Origin of the sequence: Pseudomonas sp. AF03-9 (genome assembly GCF_020515815.1) — a bacterium.
Classification (GTDB): domain Bacteria; phylum Pseudomonadota; class Gammaproteobacteria; order Pseudomonadales; family Pseudomonadaceae; genus Aquipseudomonas.
Genome location: NZ_JAHPJF010000019.1, coordinates 55,631 through 68,847, shown reverse-complemented (window position 1 = coordinate 68,847; position 13,217 = coordinate 55,631). Strand labels below are relative to the sequence as shown.

The following is a 13,217-nucleotide window of genomic DNA, read 5'->3' as shown; positions in this document are numbered from 1 at the left end:
GATGAACCTATCCCCCCTCAATCGCCGCCGGTTCGAACGATTCAAGGCCAACAAGCGTGGCTGGTGGTCGCTGTGGCTGTTCCTGATCCTGTTCGTACTGAGCCTGGGCGCGGAACTGATCGCCAACGACAAGCCGCTGGCGGTGCACTTCGACGGCGGCTGGTACTTCCCCGCGCTCAAGCGCTACCCGGAGACGACCTTTGGTGGCGAGTTCCCCCTGGAAGCCAACTACAAGAGCCCGTACATCCGGGAGCTGCTCAAGGCCAAGGACGCCTGGACCTTGTGGGCGCCGATCCCGTTCAGCTACCAGAGCATCAACTACGACCTGAAAGTGCCCGCGCCGGCGCCGCCATCCAGCGTCAACCTGCTGGGCACCGATGACCAGGGCCGCGATGTGCTGGCGCGGGTGATCTACGGCTTCCGCGTGTCGGTGCTGTTCGCCCTGACGCTGACCATCCTCAGCTCGATCATCGGCGTGATCGCCGGGGCCTTGCAGGGCTTTTACGGTGGCTGGGTCGACCTGGCCGGGCAGCGTTTCCTGGAGATCTGGTCGGGGCTGCCGGTGCTGTACCTGCTGATCATTCTCGCCAGTTTTGTGCAGCCCAACTTCTGGTGGCTGCTGGGGATCATGCTGCTGTTCTCCTGGATGAGCCTGGTGGACGTGGTACGTGCCGAGTTCCTGCGCGGGCGCAACCTTGAATACGTGCGGGCAGCCAGGGCGCTGGGCATGCAGAACGGCGCGATCATGTTCCGCCATATCCTGCCCAACGCAATGGTCTCGACCATGACCTTCATGCCGTTCATCCTCACCGGCGCCATCGGCACCCTGACTGCGCTGGACTTTCTCGGCTTCGGCTTGCCGGCCGGTTCGCCGTCCCTGGGCGAGCTGGTGGCCCAGGGCAAATCCAACCTGCAAGCGCCGTGGCTGGGCATGAGCGCGTTCGCCGTGCTGGCGATCATGTTGAGTTTGCTGGTGTTTATCGGCGAGTCCGCTCGCGATGCCTTCGACCCGAGGAAATGAGATGAATCAGGACAATCTGATCGAAATCCGCGACCTCAGCGTCGAGTTCGTCACCGGCGAACACGCTCACTGCGTGGTGAACAACGTCAGCTTCGACATCAAGCGCGGCGAAACCCTGGCCCTGGTCGGCGAAAGCGGCTCCGGCAAATCGGTGACCGCCCACTCGATCCTGCGCTTGCTGCCCTACCCGCTGGCGCGGCATCCGTCTGGCACCATTGGGTATGCGGGGCAAGACCTGCTGACCCTGAAGGAAAAATCCCTGCGGCATATTCGCGGCAACCGCATCGCGATGATCTTCCAGGAGCCGATGACCTCGTTGAACCCGCTGCACTCGATCGAGAAGCAGATCAACGAAGTGCTCGGCCTGCACAAGGGCCTGCAAGGCAAGGTCGCCACCCAGCGCACCCTGGAGTTGCTCGAGCTGGTCGGCATCCCCGAACCGCACAAGCGCCTCAAGGCCCTGCCCCACGAGCTGTCCGGCGGCCAGCGCCAGCGGGTGATGATTGCCATGGCGCTGGCCAACGAGCCGGAGCTGTTGATCGCCGATGAACCGACCACTGCGCTGGATGTGACGGTGCAGTTGAAAATCCTGGAATTGCTCAAGGAGTTGCAGGCCCGCCTGGGCATGGCCTTGCTGCTGATCAGCCACGACCTCAACCTGGTACGGCGGATTGCCCACCGCGTGTGCGTGATGCAAAAGGGTTGCATCGTTGAACAGGCCGAGTGCGAAACGCTGTTCCAGTCGCCCCGGCATCCCTACACCCAGGAATTGCTGGCGGCTGAACCAAGTGGCGGCCCGGCCACCAATGTGGTCGGCCCACCCCTGCTGGAAGTGAATGACCTCAAGGTGTGGTTCCCGATCAAGAAAGGCTTTCTGCGCAGCACCGTGGATTACGTCAAGGCGGTGGATGGCATCAACTTCAGCCTGCCCCAAGGGCAAACCCTGGGCATCGTTGGCGAAAGCGGCTCGGGGAAATCCACCCTTGGCCTGGCGATCCTCCGGCTGATCGCCAGCAAGGGCGGCATTCGCTTCGAAGGCCAGCAACTGGACTCACTCACCCAACAGCAGGTACGCCCGCTACGCCGGGAAATGCAGGTGGTGTTCCAGGACCCGTTCGGCAGCTTGAGCCCGCGTATGTGCGTGAGCGAGATCGTCGGTGAGGGCCTGCGCATTCACAAGATGGGCACGCCGGCCGAGCAGGAAGCGGCGATTATCGCGGCGCTCAAGGAGGTCGGGCTGGACCCGGAATCCCGGCATCGCTATCCCCACGAGTTCTCCGGCGGCCAGCGCCAACGCATCGCCATCGCCCGCGCCCTGGTGCTCAAGCCACGGTTGATCCTGCTGGACGAACCCACCTCGGCGCTGGACCGCACGGTGCAACGCCAGGTAGTGGAACTGTTGCGCAGCTTGCAGGCCAAGTACAACCTGACCTACCTGTTTATCAGCCATGATCTGGCGGTGGTGAAAGCATTGAGTCATCAGTTGATGGTGGTGAAACAAGGCCAGGTGGTGGAGCAAGGCGATGCAAAGGCAATCTTCGCCGACCCGCAACACCCCTACACCCGACAGTTGCTGGAAGCCGCCTTCCTCGTACCGGCCTGACCCGTACGGTTCAACATTTGGCAGTTGGCTTGTGTGGGAGCGGGCTTGCCCGCGATTGCAGTGTGTCATTCGACAGATTCGGCACTGACAGGACGCCATCGCGGGCAAGCCCGCTCCCACATTTGACCGTGCCCAACCTGAACGACAGCCTCAACGGCGGCGATTCGGCACGGGTTTCTATGGCGAGCCCCGCAGCCTGCAACGGGCGACCAAATGGGACTTCTGACCTGAAGCCAATACCCCAGGGCCGACGACCTGCACCGGATGACACTCGCGCAATCTTGAAGCCTTGAACATTGCGCGATTTTGTATAACGCTGCCGGTCCGCCTATTCGGTTCCTCGCCAGGGAATGCCCGCCATGACCCCTTCCACCGCCCCGCACTTCTGGCGTGACCCTGCGCTGGCGTTTATCGAAGCGCGCACCATCGCCGACGGGCGCAAGGTCACCTACGCGCGGCACGCTCATGAGCATTTTTCCATCGGCGCGATCACCAGCGGGCGCAGCTATTACCACTACGGCACGGACACCTTCGAGATCAGCGCCGGTACGGTGGTACTGATGAACCCTGGCGATGTGCACGCGTGCAATCCGATCCGTAACGAGGCCTGGTCCTATCAGATGCTGTACATCGATACGCCCTGGCTGACCGAATTGCAGCACCAACTGGGCTTCAGCACCGACCAGGGCTACCGGCCGTTCGACATCCCCTACGTGCGCGATGAAGCGCTCTACGCTGGGCTGTTGGAGCTGTACCGGGTCCTGGTGGATACCCAGGCCGAGCACCTGCACAAGCAAAGCGCGCTGGTGGGTTTCTTCACTGAGGTGCAGCAGCGCCTGAACCCGTCCGACGCACCGTTGCGCGAGGTCAACCACAAGCTGGAGCGCGCCGCCGAGTACATCCGCGCGCACTGCACCTGCGCCTTGAAACTGGAAGACATCTGCCTGGCCGCCGAACTGTCGCCGTCCTATCTGATCCGTGCGTTCAAGCAGTATTACGGGTTGACGCCCCATGCGTTCCTGATCAACCAACGTATCCAGTTCGCCCGCACGCAACTGCGTCAGGGCGAACTGATCGCCGATGTGGCCCTGGCCGCAGGTTTCGCCGACCAGGCGCATTTCCAGCGGGCGTTCAAACAGCATTTTGCGGCGACGCCGGGGCAATACCGCGATGTGCTCAAGCCATCAGCAAATAACCCACACTGGCCACCAGCAACGCGGCCATTGAACGGTTGAACACGCGCACGCCCTGCGGGTTGCCCAGGTAGCGCCGCAAAAAGGTCCCGGCATACGCCCAGCAGGCCACCGACAGGTAGCAGATCACCAGGTACAGCGCAGCAAACAGCCACACTTGAGCGGCGTCGCCATCCGCCACAAACAACCCCATCCCCGCCACGCAGGCCAGCCAGGCCTTGGGGTTGAGCCATTGCATAATGGCGCCGTACAGCATCGACGGCGCGGTGGCGGCGTTATCGGCTTGCAGGCGGCCATCGTCGCACGCCAGTTTCCAAGCCATCCACAGCAAGAAAACCACCCCGCCCCACTGGATCAACTGGGTCAGCAACGGCCAGCGCACCAGCACTTCGTGCAAACCCAGGCCGATCAACACCAGCAACAAGGTAAACCCTGCGGCGGCGCCGAATACATGCTTCTGGCTGGCGGCAAAGCCAAAGCGCGCACCGGAGCTGAGGGCCACCACGTTGACCGGGCCCGGTGTGATGGAGGTGGCCAGGGCGAAGGCGGCCATGGAAATGATCAAGCTCATTGCAATTCCCTTTTTCTGTGACGGTGAGGATGACGTCACGGTAAAGGGCGGCACGCGCCAGGTATTGAACAAAATGCCCCTCGGGGCGTTACGGCGCAGGCGCTTGGGTGACGACGTCGTCAACACCCAGCACGCGGCCGTCCTCAGACACGATCTCGACCTTGCGCAGCGGCTTGAGCGAATGCGCATCCAGCAGCCGCGTGCCGAGCAGTTGCGGCTGAGTGTGGGCCTCACCCCATTGCGCCAGCGTCACCAGCACCGGCATCAGCGCGCGCCCCTTGTCGGTGAGTTGGTACTCGTTGCGCGCGCCGACTTCGTTGAGCTGCAACAGGCCCTGCTCAACCATCTCCTTGAGCCGGGCGGCGAGGATATTTTTTGCTACGCCCAGGTGTTTCTGGAAATCACCGAAGCGCGTCACGCCGGCAAACGCGTCGCGGATGATCAGCAGCGTCCACCAGTCGCCCACCACGTCAAGGGCACGGGCCACCGGGCAGCAGTCGCCTTCCAGGCATTTGCGTTTCATGGTCAGGCCTCCAGCCAGTTGAAAAATATGGTTGCATTATAGGACCGATAGCCGCAGGATAAAAACGGTTTCATCATTAAACCTATTTTGCAGCGTGGAGTTCAGCATGGACATTCGTGGAAAAGTGGTACTGGTCACCGGCGCCAATCGTGGCCTGGGCAAAGCGTTCGTCACCGCGTTGCTGGCAGCGGGTGCGGCCAAGGTCTACGCCGGTGCGCGTGATCCCGCCAGCGTCGACATCCCCGGCAGCACGCCGATTGCCCTCGACATCACCGATGCCGCCAGTGTGCAACGGGCTGCCGCGCAGTGCACCGATGTGAGCGTGGTGGTCAACAATGCGGGCTTTCTCAAGTACGGCTCGCTGCTGGCCGACGACAGCGTCGAAAACCTGCAACAGCATTTTGACGTGAACACCTTCGGCACCCTGCGCGTGAGCCGGGCGTTCGCACCGATCCTGGCCCGCCAGGGCGGCGGCGCGCTGATCAATGTGCTCTCGGTATTGAGCTGGCTGAGCCCACCGGGCGCCGGGGGCTATAGCACCTCAAAATCCGCCCAGTGGGGCCTGACCAACGGCCTGCGCGGCGAGTTGCGCGAACAGGGCACCCTGGTCATCGGCGTGCACCCCGCCTACATCGACACCGACATGGTCGCCGACGTGCAGGCCCCCAAGAGCACGCCCCAGGAAGTGGTCGCCCTCACGCTGCAAGCACTGGCCGAAGGCCGTGAAGAAGTGCTGGTCAGCGACACCAGCCACGGGGTGAAGGCGTCGCTGTCCACGGACAGCCCGGTGTATCTCAACCATTGATCAACGGAATGTGCGGGTTGCCTTAGCGCTGCGCCGGAATGCGGATGTCGCCGTCGCGGCATTGGCTTTTGACGCTGCGCGGGCAACCGGCGAACGCCAGATCCTTGGTCAGGCACACGCGCACTTCCGACAACACCTTGCCCTTGCAGATCACCGCCAGGCCATGGTTGCCCAGGCGCGGGTTGCTCTCGCGAAACAACGCCTCGATCTCGCGGGCCGGCAACGCCGGTGGCGTGTTGAACGGTTGCAATTGCGGCGGAATCACCACCACGCCCAGCGCCTGGTCGGTCTTGGCCAGGTAGTCCAGCGGCTCAAGCCCGGAACAGGTGCCATGCTTGGCCCATTCGTGCTTGAGCAGCGCTCGTGTGGGAAACAACGCCGCGCCCTTGTCCAATTCCTCGCGGCTCAAGCGCGACTGCGGCGCACACGACGCCGGCCAGCCGCCCCGCGCGTACTGCGGCCACAAACCATGCAACACAAAGCCGTAGCCTTTGCCCGAACACTGCTCGTTGTCCGGGTGGGTCAGGCAAAACGTCGGCGACCACGACAGCGATAACACATAAAAATCAAACTCCCCAGGCGTGCCTTGGCTACGCGCAGCCGCGCCTGCGCTTGTGGCGAGGGCCAACCACAACAGCATCCAGTATTTCATCGGTGTGCTTCCTTGAAAAAATAAACCCTATCGTGCTTACCCAGGGTGATGGGGGTTGCGTTGTAGCACCGCGTCCAGGATCCGGTCGGTTTTCAATGCCTCGATCGCCAACGATGGATGCAGCGCCTCACCACGGATATGCGCGTTCATGGCCAGCACGTGGTGCCACTGGATATGTGCGTGGCACGGCACCTCCAGGACCTCGCACGTATCCCCCTCAAGCCGCAAGGGTTGGTCATCGAACACCGAGAACTCGATACGCCCCTGACTGCCGATCAACACGACACGATCTTCACGTCGGTCCGCGACAAAATTCCAGCAGCCCATGCCCAATGCGCCCGAGGCAAAACGCCAGCTGGCGGTCACCGCATCCTCCGCGGCATAACGGCCGGCCTGGCGCGAGGTAAAACCGGCCACTTCGATGATGTCGCCAGCCAGGTACTGGAACAGGTCGAAGCCATGGCTGGCCAGGTCGGCAAAGTAGCCGCCACCGGCAATCGCCGGGTCGGTGCGCCAGTTGTCGGCGTGGGCGTCCGCAACGGCCTGCGGCTTGCACAGGGTCCAGGTGAGGTGACGCAACTCGCCGATGCGTCCTGCTTGCAGCCAATCGCGTATCTGCTGGAAACGCGGCAAGGAGCGGCGGTAGTACGACACAAACAGATGCAACCCGGCGCGCTCGAACGTGCGCTGCATCAACTCGCTCTGCTCGGCATTCATCGACATGGGCTTCTCGACGCAGCAGTGCTTGCCGGCCGCCGCCACCATCAGGCTGTATTCAAGGTGGCTGGCAGGCGGCGTGGCGATGTACACCGCGTCCACCTCGGGGTCGTCGATCAGCGCCTGGGCGTCGGTATAAAAACGCGCAATGCCGTGGCGTGTTGCATAATCGCGCACCGCCGCTTCACGGCGCCCCATCACGGCCACCAAGGCCGAACCTGGCGCTTTGTAGAAAGCGGGTCCACTCTTTAACTCAGTGACACTGCCGCAACCGATCATGCCCCACCGCACGGTGTTCATCTGTTTTCCTCGTCCGTTTTCATCAAGGGCGCAGTATCCACATACCCCGAGGCCCACGCCAGCCGCACTTAGCATGACAATTGCATTACACTTTTATGACAATCATCCACCTGCGGGGGCACAGACGATGAAAATTCGCGCAACGGTCATTTGCGAACACGAGGGGCATATCCTCTTCGTGCGCAAGGCCAGATCAAAATGGGCACTGCCTGGCGGCAAGGTCGAACGTGGCGAGCGCCCGGTCGGCGCAGCCGCGCGGGAGCTGGAAGAAGAGACCGGCTTGAACGTGGACGGGTTGCTGTACTTACAGGAACTCAAGGCCCGCGACACCCTGCATCATGTGTTCGAGGCCTCGGTAGTCAACGTCGCCGATGCAAAACCTTGTAATGAAATAGTCGATTGCCTCTGGCACGCCTATGCCGCGATGGATCAACTGGACACCACCGACGCCACCCGCCATATCGTCAAATCCTTCTTGCGACGCCTGTAGTCTTCATTTCTGTTTGGCTTTGGCCTGCCCTCGCGAATACAGTGCTTCCACCAGTTTCTGCCGCTCGTCCTGGGGCAAATTGCCCGCGAACTCAGCCAGCGTGGCATCCACCAACGCCCGCAATGCCGCATCGGCCTCACGCGCCTTGGCCAACTCACTCACCAGCCTCTCGCGGTCCAACGTCGGCGCTTGCAGTTGCTGGATCACCCCCAGCCGTGCTTCGCGACCGGCCATGATCAACGGCTGGCTGTCGGCGCGGTTGTGCCGCAACAGTTGACGCAGCTCCCTGCGACGCTCCGGCGGCAGCTTGAACATCGCCTGGCGCAACCCATGCTGGTTGACCACGGCCTCGGCAGGTTTGGCCATGGCGATCCAATGGTAGAGGCCACCGCCCACCCCACCGAGCAAAAACACGTTGAGCAACACCGAGACCAGCAACCACGGTTTAAGCGACTTTGAGGTCATTGCTCGGCTTCCTCGGCGTTGACGGAAAACACCACTTCAGCATCGCCCTGATCGAACACGCTGGGCAGCACCTCCGAGGACAGCATCGGCAGCGGCACGCTCATCGATGCCACGAGCACGCCGGCGACGATGCCCGCGATACCCGCGCCCACCAGGCTGGCGGATGACCACCAGTTGGCGTAACGCGACAGCAATGACGCCCGTGGCGGTGCGGATCGGCGGATCTGCCGCGCCAGCGCCGGATCGGCAGGTGCCAGTTGATGGGCATCCAACTGCCCGTCGAGCCAGCTGGCTTCACGCAACACTGCGCGGGCGTGGGCGTTGCCACTGTCGAGCAGGGCCTGGGCGGCCGTTCGTTCAGCGAGCGGCCAGCGGTGCAGGCTGGCGCCGTAGGCGTCGGCCAAGTGGGCGAATCGTTCGGGCGTCATGGTTTTTCCCTTCCTGGGCGGGCAAGCCCTGGTGTGTCGGCAAGTCTATTGCGCAACTGACGGCGAGCCCGTGACAGCAGGCTCTCCAGTGCCTCGACGCTGATGTTCATCAGCGCGGCGGCGTCGATGTTCGACAGCTCCTGGTAATACTGCAACACAATCGCTTCGCGCTGACGCTCGGGCAGCGCGGCCAACGCGGCGGCCATCTGCGTGCTGCGGTCGGCGGCTTCGAGTTGCTCCTCCGGCGACGGGGCGCTGTCGGCCAGTTCCAGCGCCTCATCCGCGTCCAGCGGGCGCTCCTTGCGCCGGCGCAAGCGGTCCCGGCACAGGTTCAGCGCTACCCGGTGCAACCACGTGTCGAACCGCGCTTCGCCCACTCGCCAGTTGGCTGCCTGGCGCCAGATCCGCAGGAAACTCTCCTGGGCCACGTCCTTGGCCTCGTCGGCATCCCCCAGGATCCGGCTGGCGAGCGCGAGCAAACGCGGGAGTTTGCGCGTCACCATTTCGTTGACGGCCGCAGGTTCGTTGTTGCCGATACGCGCCAGCAGCTCTACGTCCGGATCAGTGTCTTTCAATCGGGTAATTCTCGGTCCGCAGGCTAAGTGGCAGGTTTCAACGCATCCAACGTCCTTCACGCCAGACCCAGTTCGGCCCGCGGGATTCCCAATGCCCTGGCTGCCAACGTGCGTTGCGCATCACCGGCTGCCAGTGGCCCGGTACCCAGGCGTAGGCGCCGCGTTCCCATCGCCAGTGGCCACGGTCCCAGGCATAACCGGGGCGCCCGGCGGGAATCACCTCGACCCGCTCCACCGGCGGCGCCTGGCGAATGATGATCTCGGTCTGGGCAAACGTCGGGGTGCTGACAAACGCGGCGAACGTCAGCGGGATCAGCAAGGCATAACGCAATCGGGCCAGTGTGCTCATGGCAACTCCTTCAGGTGACGAACGAAAATGTCCGCTGCTGATGGGTTGAACGGCACGTGCTGCAGAATCCGTCGCAGGACACGCAGGTTTTTTCCGCACAGTGCGTAAGAGGAAGTATTGCCCACGGGCCGGCAACGCTGGATGAAATGTTTGAAAGGTGTGCGACGGATGTGTGCCGGTGGCGACGTTCAATAGATGACGCACCCCACACCAAGAGGAAATGCCATGTCCCGTCGCCTTTACATGCTCGTTGCCGCCCTATTGATCGCAAGCCTGAGCGGCTGCGTGATCGTGCCCGAGCACCGGCATTGCTGCTGGCGCTATTACGGCGCGGTGTCGACCACCACCGCCAGCGTCAACAGCTAACCCACCGCCGCAAAACCGCGGCGCCCGGCCTTGAGTTCAGTGCGCAGCTCACCGATAAGGTTTGAGATGGAACGGATGCTGTCCAGACCTTCGGGGGACACGCAGGTCAGCAGCAACTCGACGCGACCGGAGACCGGCTCGAACACGCTGATGCGCAGCGAGCCATCGCTATTGAGGGTGCACTCACAGGAAAGCGGTACAAAGCCTGAAGCCATGATGCGATTGAAGTCGGCGATTGAGATCATGATAAGCCCCCTTCCCTGGGTTCTACCCTGCTGTTCGATGGCGCAAGCGTAGATGAGCTTTTCGGCAGCGCCAGGCAATTGCTTCAAAGTGCCAGCCACGTCTCATATTTTCCCGCCAAGCGCTGGCGGGCCGGCGCCAGAAAGCCAGCACGTGACCTCTCGTCTGTTGCCCTGACGAAAACTTGACTCCCACCCGCGATCACCAGACGCTCTGGCTTTATGCCACTCCCCGAGCAGCCGATCATGAGCATCGATCCCCCGAGCCCGCCCGACAGCGACGTTTACAAAACCCTGCTGGAATCGACCAAGGCGATCCCTTGGCGGATCGACTGGCAGAGCATGACCTTCAGCTACATCGGTCCGCAGATCGAAACACTGCTGGGCTGGACGCCGCAAAGCTGGGTCAGTGTGGATGACTGGGTCGCGCGCATGCACCCGGACGATCGCGAGTACGTAGTGAATTTTTGCGTGTCGCAATCGCGCGCCGGCGTAGACCACGAGGCCGATTACCGTGCGCTGACGGTGAACGGCGACTATGTGTGGATCCGCGATGTGGTGCATGTGGTGCGCAAGGATGGCGAAGTGGAGGCGCTGATCGGGTTCATGTTCGACATCAGTGAGCGCAAGAAGACCGAGGAACACCTGATCCGCCTGCAAAAGCAATTGGAGGAATACTCCTTCCAGGACGGCCTCACCGGCATCGCCAACCGCCGGATGTTCGATACCGTGCTCGAACGCGAATGGACCAGCGCCCAACGCAGCCAGTTGCCGCTGTCGTTGATCATTCTCGATATCGACTTTTTCAAGCAGTACAACGACCACTACGGCCATATCAAGGGTGACGAATGCCTGCGCCAGGTGGCCAATACACTGGCGCAGGCGGCCAACCGTCCACGGGATTTCATCGCACGGATCGGCGGTGAAGAGTTTGTGTGGCTGTTGCCGGAGACCGATGCAACCTCGGCCAGGCTGGTGGCGCAACGCTGCCTGCACCTGATGCGTCAACGCCAGATCGAACACGGGTTTTCGCCGGTGTCCAGGCTGCTGACCTTGAGCCTCGGGGTTGGCACTCATATCGTCAGGCCTGCCAGTTCGATGCTGGGGTTTGTCGAGCAGGTCGACAAATTACTCTACAAGGCCAAACACAATGGACGGATGCGCGCAGAGTTCGCCGATATTGAAGTTTGACGCCGAGGTCAAATCGCGGGCAAAAAAAATCCCAAGTAGCTGATGGAAACTTGGGATTTAAAAATGCATAAACCGTGGGAGGTGAACGCCCGACTATAGTAGCGATTGTAAAAAGCTGTAACAAGACTGTTTTAATCCTTTCGTCGGATTAAAACAGTCGTAAGTCATTCAATAACCACACATTTTTTAAGGCGGCCGACATACAAATGCCACTTTTTGGTGCAAGTAAGCGTGATACTTGCGACCTATATTCCCCCTTATAAAAAATGGTTATTAACTAAGGCGCGGTGACACTCTCTGGCGCTTGTGCACCCAATTGCCTGCAACTGTCGCCCAGTTTCATAGCGTCGGTCATCGTCGCGCTGGCGACTCGCTCCATTTGCCGACAAAGCAGCAGACGCTCGGCCGCCTCGGCCCGATGGCGATCGGCGCTGGCGTTGATATGCATAAAGTAGCCGCCCAACAGCACCGCGACACACAGCACGCCGACCGCATAGTGGCGCAAGCTGTCTGGCGATGAAGGCTCTGGCTGGTACATGGCCCCGTGACGACCTGTTCTATCTGCGACGAAGCGTGCAATTGTATGCAAATAGAAACACAGCAATTGTCGTGGTTTTGTAAAGCGCCGGTCTTACACAGACACAGGCTTTTCGTTGGCGCTTGCATGCCCCTTCAACAGCCGATACACCGGCAGGCACGCGGCCTGGATCAGCAGCATTCGGATCACCTGCATCGCCGTCACCAATGTAACCGCCAGCCCCAGCGCCTCAGCGGTCAGGCTCATCTCCGGTGCGCTGCCGGGCATCATGCCCAGGGCCAGCGACAACCATGGCATCTGCAGCCACGTGCCCAACGCCCACGCGGCGGCTGCGGTCGCAACCAGCGAGCCAATCAACAACGCTAGCACCTTGACGAGAAACCCCGGTGCGCGGCGGAAAAAATCCCGCTCGAAGGCGGCGCCCAGCGCACACCCGATCAGCAACTGGCCGACACCACTGAGCCAACCGGGCATGCTCATCGACAAATTGTTACACCCTACCCCCACCGCACAGATCAGGAACGGACCGAATGTCCAAGGGTTGGGCAGGTTGCAGCGCTTGAAGCCGATAGCGGCCAACAGGCTCATAGCCAGCAGAAAGATCAACCAGGGCCAGATCACCGGCAATGGCGCAGCCATCACAGGATGAGCCAGGCCAAGGCTGGCCAGCGCAGGCACGGCCAGCAGGATCAGCAGCAGCCTTAGACTATGGGCGGCGGCGATAAAGCTGGTGTCCGCCTGGCGCTGACGACCGAGGTGAACCATCTCCGTAGAGTTGGCCGGCATCAGCGCGAAGAACGCCGTGCCGAAGGCGACGCCAGAGCGGTTCAGCAGCCACACCGAGCCCAATGCCAGCACCAGCGTCAACAGCACCGCCGTGACAATCAGCCCCAGGTGCGCCGCCACCTGCTGCATCACCGGCAGCGTGAAATAACAGCCAATCGCCACCGCGACAATCAACTGGCCCGCTTGGCGCCCATGGGGAATTTGCGCCATCCTCGCGCCGCCGCAGCGGCCGATCAGCACAGCCAGCAAAGCACCTATCACCCAGGGCAGCGGCCAGCCGAGCCACTGCGCAAAACTGCCGCCCAAGGTGCCCGCGATCAGGGTGACAAGCCAATACTGGCGAAGGTTGAAGGTCATGTTGAGATCCGGCATGGAGAAGTGTGCCGACAGGTTATAGACTCG

The 13,217-nt window shown here is 62.0% G+C and carries 18 protein-coding genes; 7 read left to right on the top strand and 11 right to left on the bottom strand.

Annotated elements, in window-relative coordinates:
* Position 1: 1 nt before the first annotated feature.
* The 3 genes from LIY36_RS22495 to LIY36_RS22485 all read left to right on the top strand — a co-directional run bounded on the left by LIY36_RS22495 (position 2) and on the right by LIY36_RS22485 (position 3,859).
* Entirely contained in the window at positions 2–1,021 is a 1,020-nt protein-coding gene (locus LIY36_RS22495) for an ABC transporter permease (protein WP_192299711.1), read from the top strand.
* 1 nt (position 1,022) lies between these two features.
* Positions 1,023–2,624 (top strand): ABC transporter ATP-binding protein, encoded by a 1,602-nt coding sequence (locus LIY36_RS22490; protein ID WP_192299712.1) that lies wholly within the window; start codon positions 1,023–1,025, stop codon positions 2,622–2,624.
* Positions 2,625–2,983: 359 nt separating this feature from the next.
* A complete protein-coding gene (locus tag LIY36_RS22485; RefSeq protein WP_192299713.1) occupies positions 2,984–3,859 on the top strand; it encodes an AraC family transcriptional regulator in 876 nt (291 codons plus the stop codon).
* On the opposite strand, the gene LIY36_RS22480 is transcribed toward LIY36_RS22485, so the two are convergent.
* Positions 3,801–4,388 (bottom strand): LysE family translocator, encoded by a 588-nt coding sequence (locus LIY36_RS22480; RefSeq protein ID WP_192299714.1) that lies wholly within the window; start codon positions 4,386–4,388, stop codon positions 3,801–3,803. The two genes, LIY36_RS22485 and LIY36_RS22480, sit on opposite strands and share 59 nt — an antisense overlap.
* Positions 4,389–4,476: 88 nt before the next feature.
* Positions 4,477–4,911: a winged helix-turn-helix transcriptional regulator gene (locus LIY36_RS22475; protein WP_226457212.1), complete on the bottom strand. Its 435-nt coding sequence runs from the start codon at positions 4,909–4,911 to the stop codon at positions 4,477–4,479.
* 106 nt (positions 4,912–5,017) lie between these two features.
* Here LIY36_RS22475 and LIY36_RS22470 point away from each other — a divergent pair, with 106 nt between their 5' ends.
* Entirely contained in the window at positions 5,018–5,716 is a 699-nt protein-coding gene (locus LIY36_RS22470; protein WP_226457211.1) for an SDR family oxidoreductase, read from the top strand.
* A 22-nt stretch (positions 5,717–5,738) separates the two neighbouring features.
* On the opposite strand, the gene LIY36_RS22465 is transcribed toward LIY36_RS22470, so the two are convergent.
* Together LIY36_RS22465 and LIY36_RS22460 are read right to left on the bottom strand one after the other, a co-directional pair.
* Complete coding sequence (locus LIY36_RS22465) at positions 5,739–6,368, bottom strand: ribonuclease T2 (RefSeq protein WP_226457210.1); 630 nt, start codon at positions 6,366–6,368, stop codon at positions 5,739–5,741.
* A 36-nt stretch (positions 6,369–6,404) separates the two neighbouring features.
* A complete protein-coding gene (locus tag LIY36_RS22460; RefSeq protein ID WP_226457209.1) occupies positions 6,405–7,385 on the bottom strand; it encodes a Gfo/Idh/MocA family protein in 981 nt (326 codons plus the stop codon).
* 127 nt (positions 7,386–7,512) lie between these two features.
* Here LIY36_RS22460 and LIY36_RS22455 point away from each other — a divergent pair, with 127 nt between their 5' ends.
* Positions 7,513–7,875: an NUDIX hydrolase gene (locus tag LIY36_RS22455; protein ID WP_226457208.1), complete on the top strand. Its 363-nt coding sequence runs from the start codon at positions 7,513–7,515 to the stop codon at positions 7,873–7,875.
* 3 nt (positions 7,876–7,878) lie between these two features.
* Here the strand turns inward: LIY36_RS22455 and LIY36_RS22450 are convergent, their stop codons facing one another.
* From LIY36_RS22450 to LIY36_RS22435, 4 genes are read right to left on the bottom strand one after another with little or no spacing between them, the layout of a single operon-like run.
* Complete coding sequence (locus LIY36_RS22450) at positions 7,879–8,340, bottom strand: periplasmic heavy metal sensor (RefSeq protein ID WP_226457207.1); 462 nt, start codon at positions 8,338–8,340, stop codon at positions 7,879–7,881.
* Positions 8,337–8,768 (bottom strand): hypothetical protein, encoded by a 432-nt coding sequence (locus LIY36_RS22445; RefSeq protein ID WP_192299719.1) that lies wholly within the window; start codon positions 8,766–8,768, stop codon positions 8,337–8,339. Before LIY36_RS22445 ends, LIY36_RS22450 begins: the two co-directional genes overlap by 4 nt.
* A complete protein-coding gene (locus LIY36_RS22440) occupies positions 8,765–9,343 on the bottom strand; it encodes an RNA polymerase sigma factor (RefSeq protein ID WP_226457206.1) in 579 nt (192 codons plus the stop codon). Before LIY36_RS22440 ends, LIY36_RS22445 begins: the two co-directional genes overlap by 4 nt.
* A gap of 37 nt (positions 9,344–9,380) precedes the next feature.
* A complete protein-coding gene (locus LIY36_RS22435) occupies positions 9,381–9,692 on the bottom strand; it encodes a YXWGXW repeat-containing protein (RefSeq protein WP_226457205.1) in 312 nt (103 codons plus the stop codon).
* A gap of 225 nt (positions 9,693–9,917) precedes the next feature.
* Between LIY36_RS22435 and LIY36_RS22430 the strand changes: the two genes are divergently transcribed.
* Positions 9,918–10,058, top strand: coding sequence for a hypothetical protein (locus LIY36_RS22430; RefSeq protein WP_226457204.1), 141 nt, complete (start codon positions 9,918–9,920; stop codon positions 10,056–10,058).
* Here the strand turns inward: LIY36_RS22430 and LIY36_RS22425 are convergent.
* A complete protein-coding gene (locus LIY36_RS22425) occupies positions 10,055–10,303 on the bottom strand; it encodes a DUF1652 domain-containing protein (protein ID WP_226457203.1) in 249 nt (82 codons plus the stop codon). The two genes, LIY36_RS22430 and LIY36_RS22425, sit on opposite strands and share 4 nt — an antisense overlap.
* Before the next feature lie 243 nt (positions 10,304–10,546).
* Here LIY36_RS22425 and LIY36_RS22420 point away from each other — a divergent pair, with 243 nt between their 5' ends.
* The gene (locus LIY36_RS22420; RefSeq protein WP_192299723.1) at positions 10,547–11,491 is read left to right on the top strand and encodes a GGDEF domain-containing protein; all 945 of its coding nucleotides are present in this window, start codon (positions 10,547–10,549) and stop codon (positions 11,489–11,491) included.
* Positions 11,492–11,768: 277 nt separating this feature from the next.
* Here LIY36_RS22420 and LIY36_RS22415 read toward each other — a convergent pair whose 3' ends face one another.
* Both LIY36_RS22415 and LIY36_RS22410 read right to left on the bottom strand, forming a co-directional pair.
* Positions 11,769–12,029 (bottom strand): hypothetical protein, encoded by a 261-nt coding sequence (locus LIY36_RS22415; RefSeq protein ID WP_226457202.1) that lies wholly within the window; start codon positions 12,027–12,029, stop codon positions 11,769–11,771.
* A 93-nt stretch (positions 12,030–12,122) separates the two neighbouring features.
* Positions 12,123–13,172 (bottom strand): AbrB family transcriptional regulator, encoded by a 1,050-nt coding sequence (locus LIY36_RS22410; RefSeq protein ID WP_226457201.1) that lies wholly within the window; start codon positions 13,170–13,172, stop codon positions 12,123–12,125.
* Between the last annotated feature and the right edge of the window lie 45 nt (positions 13,173–13,217).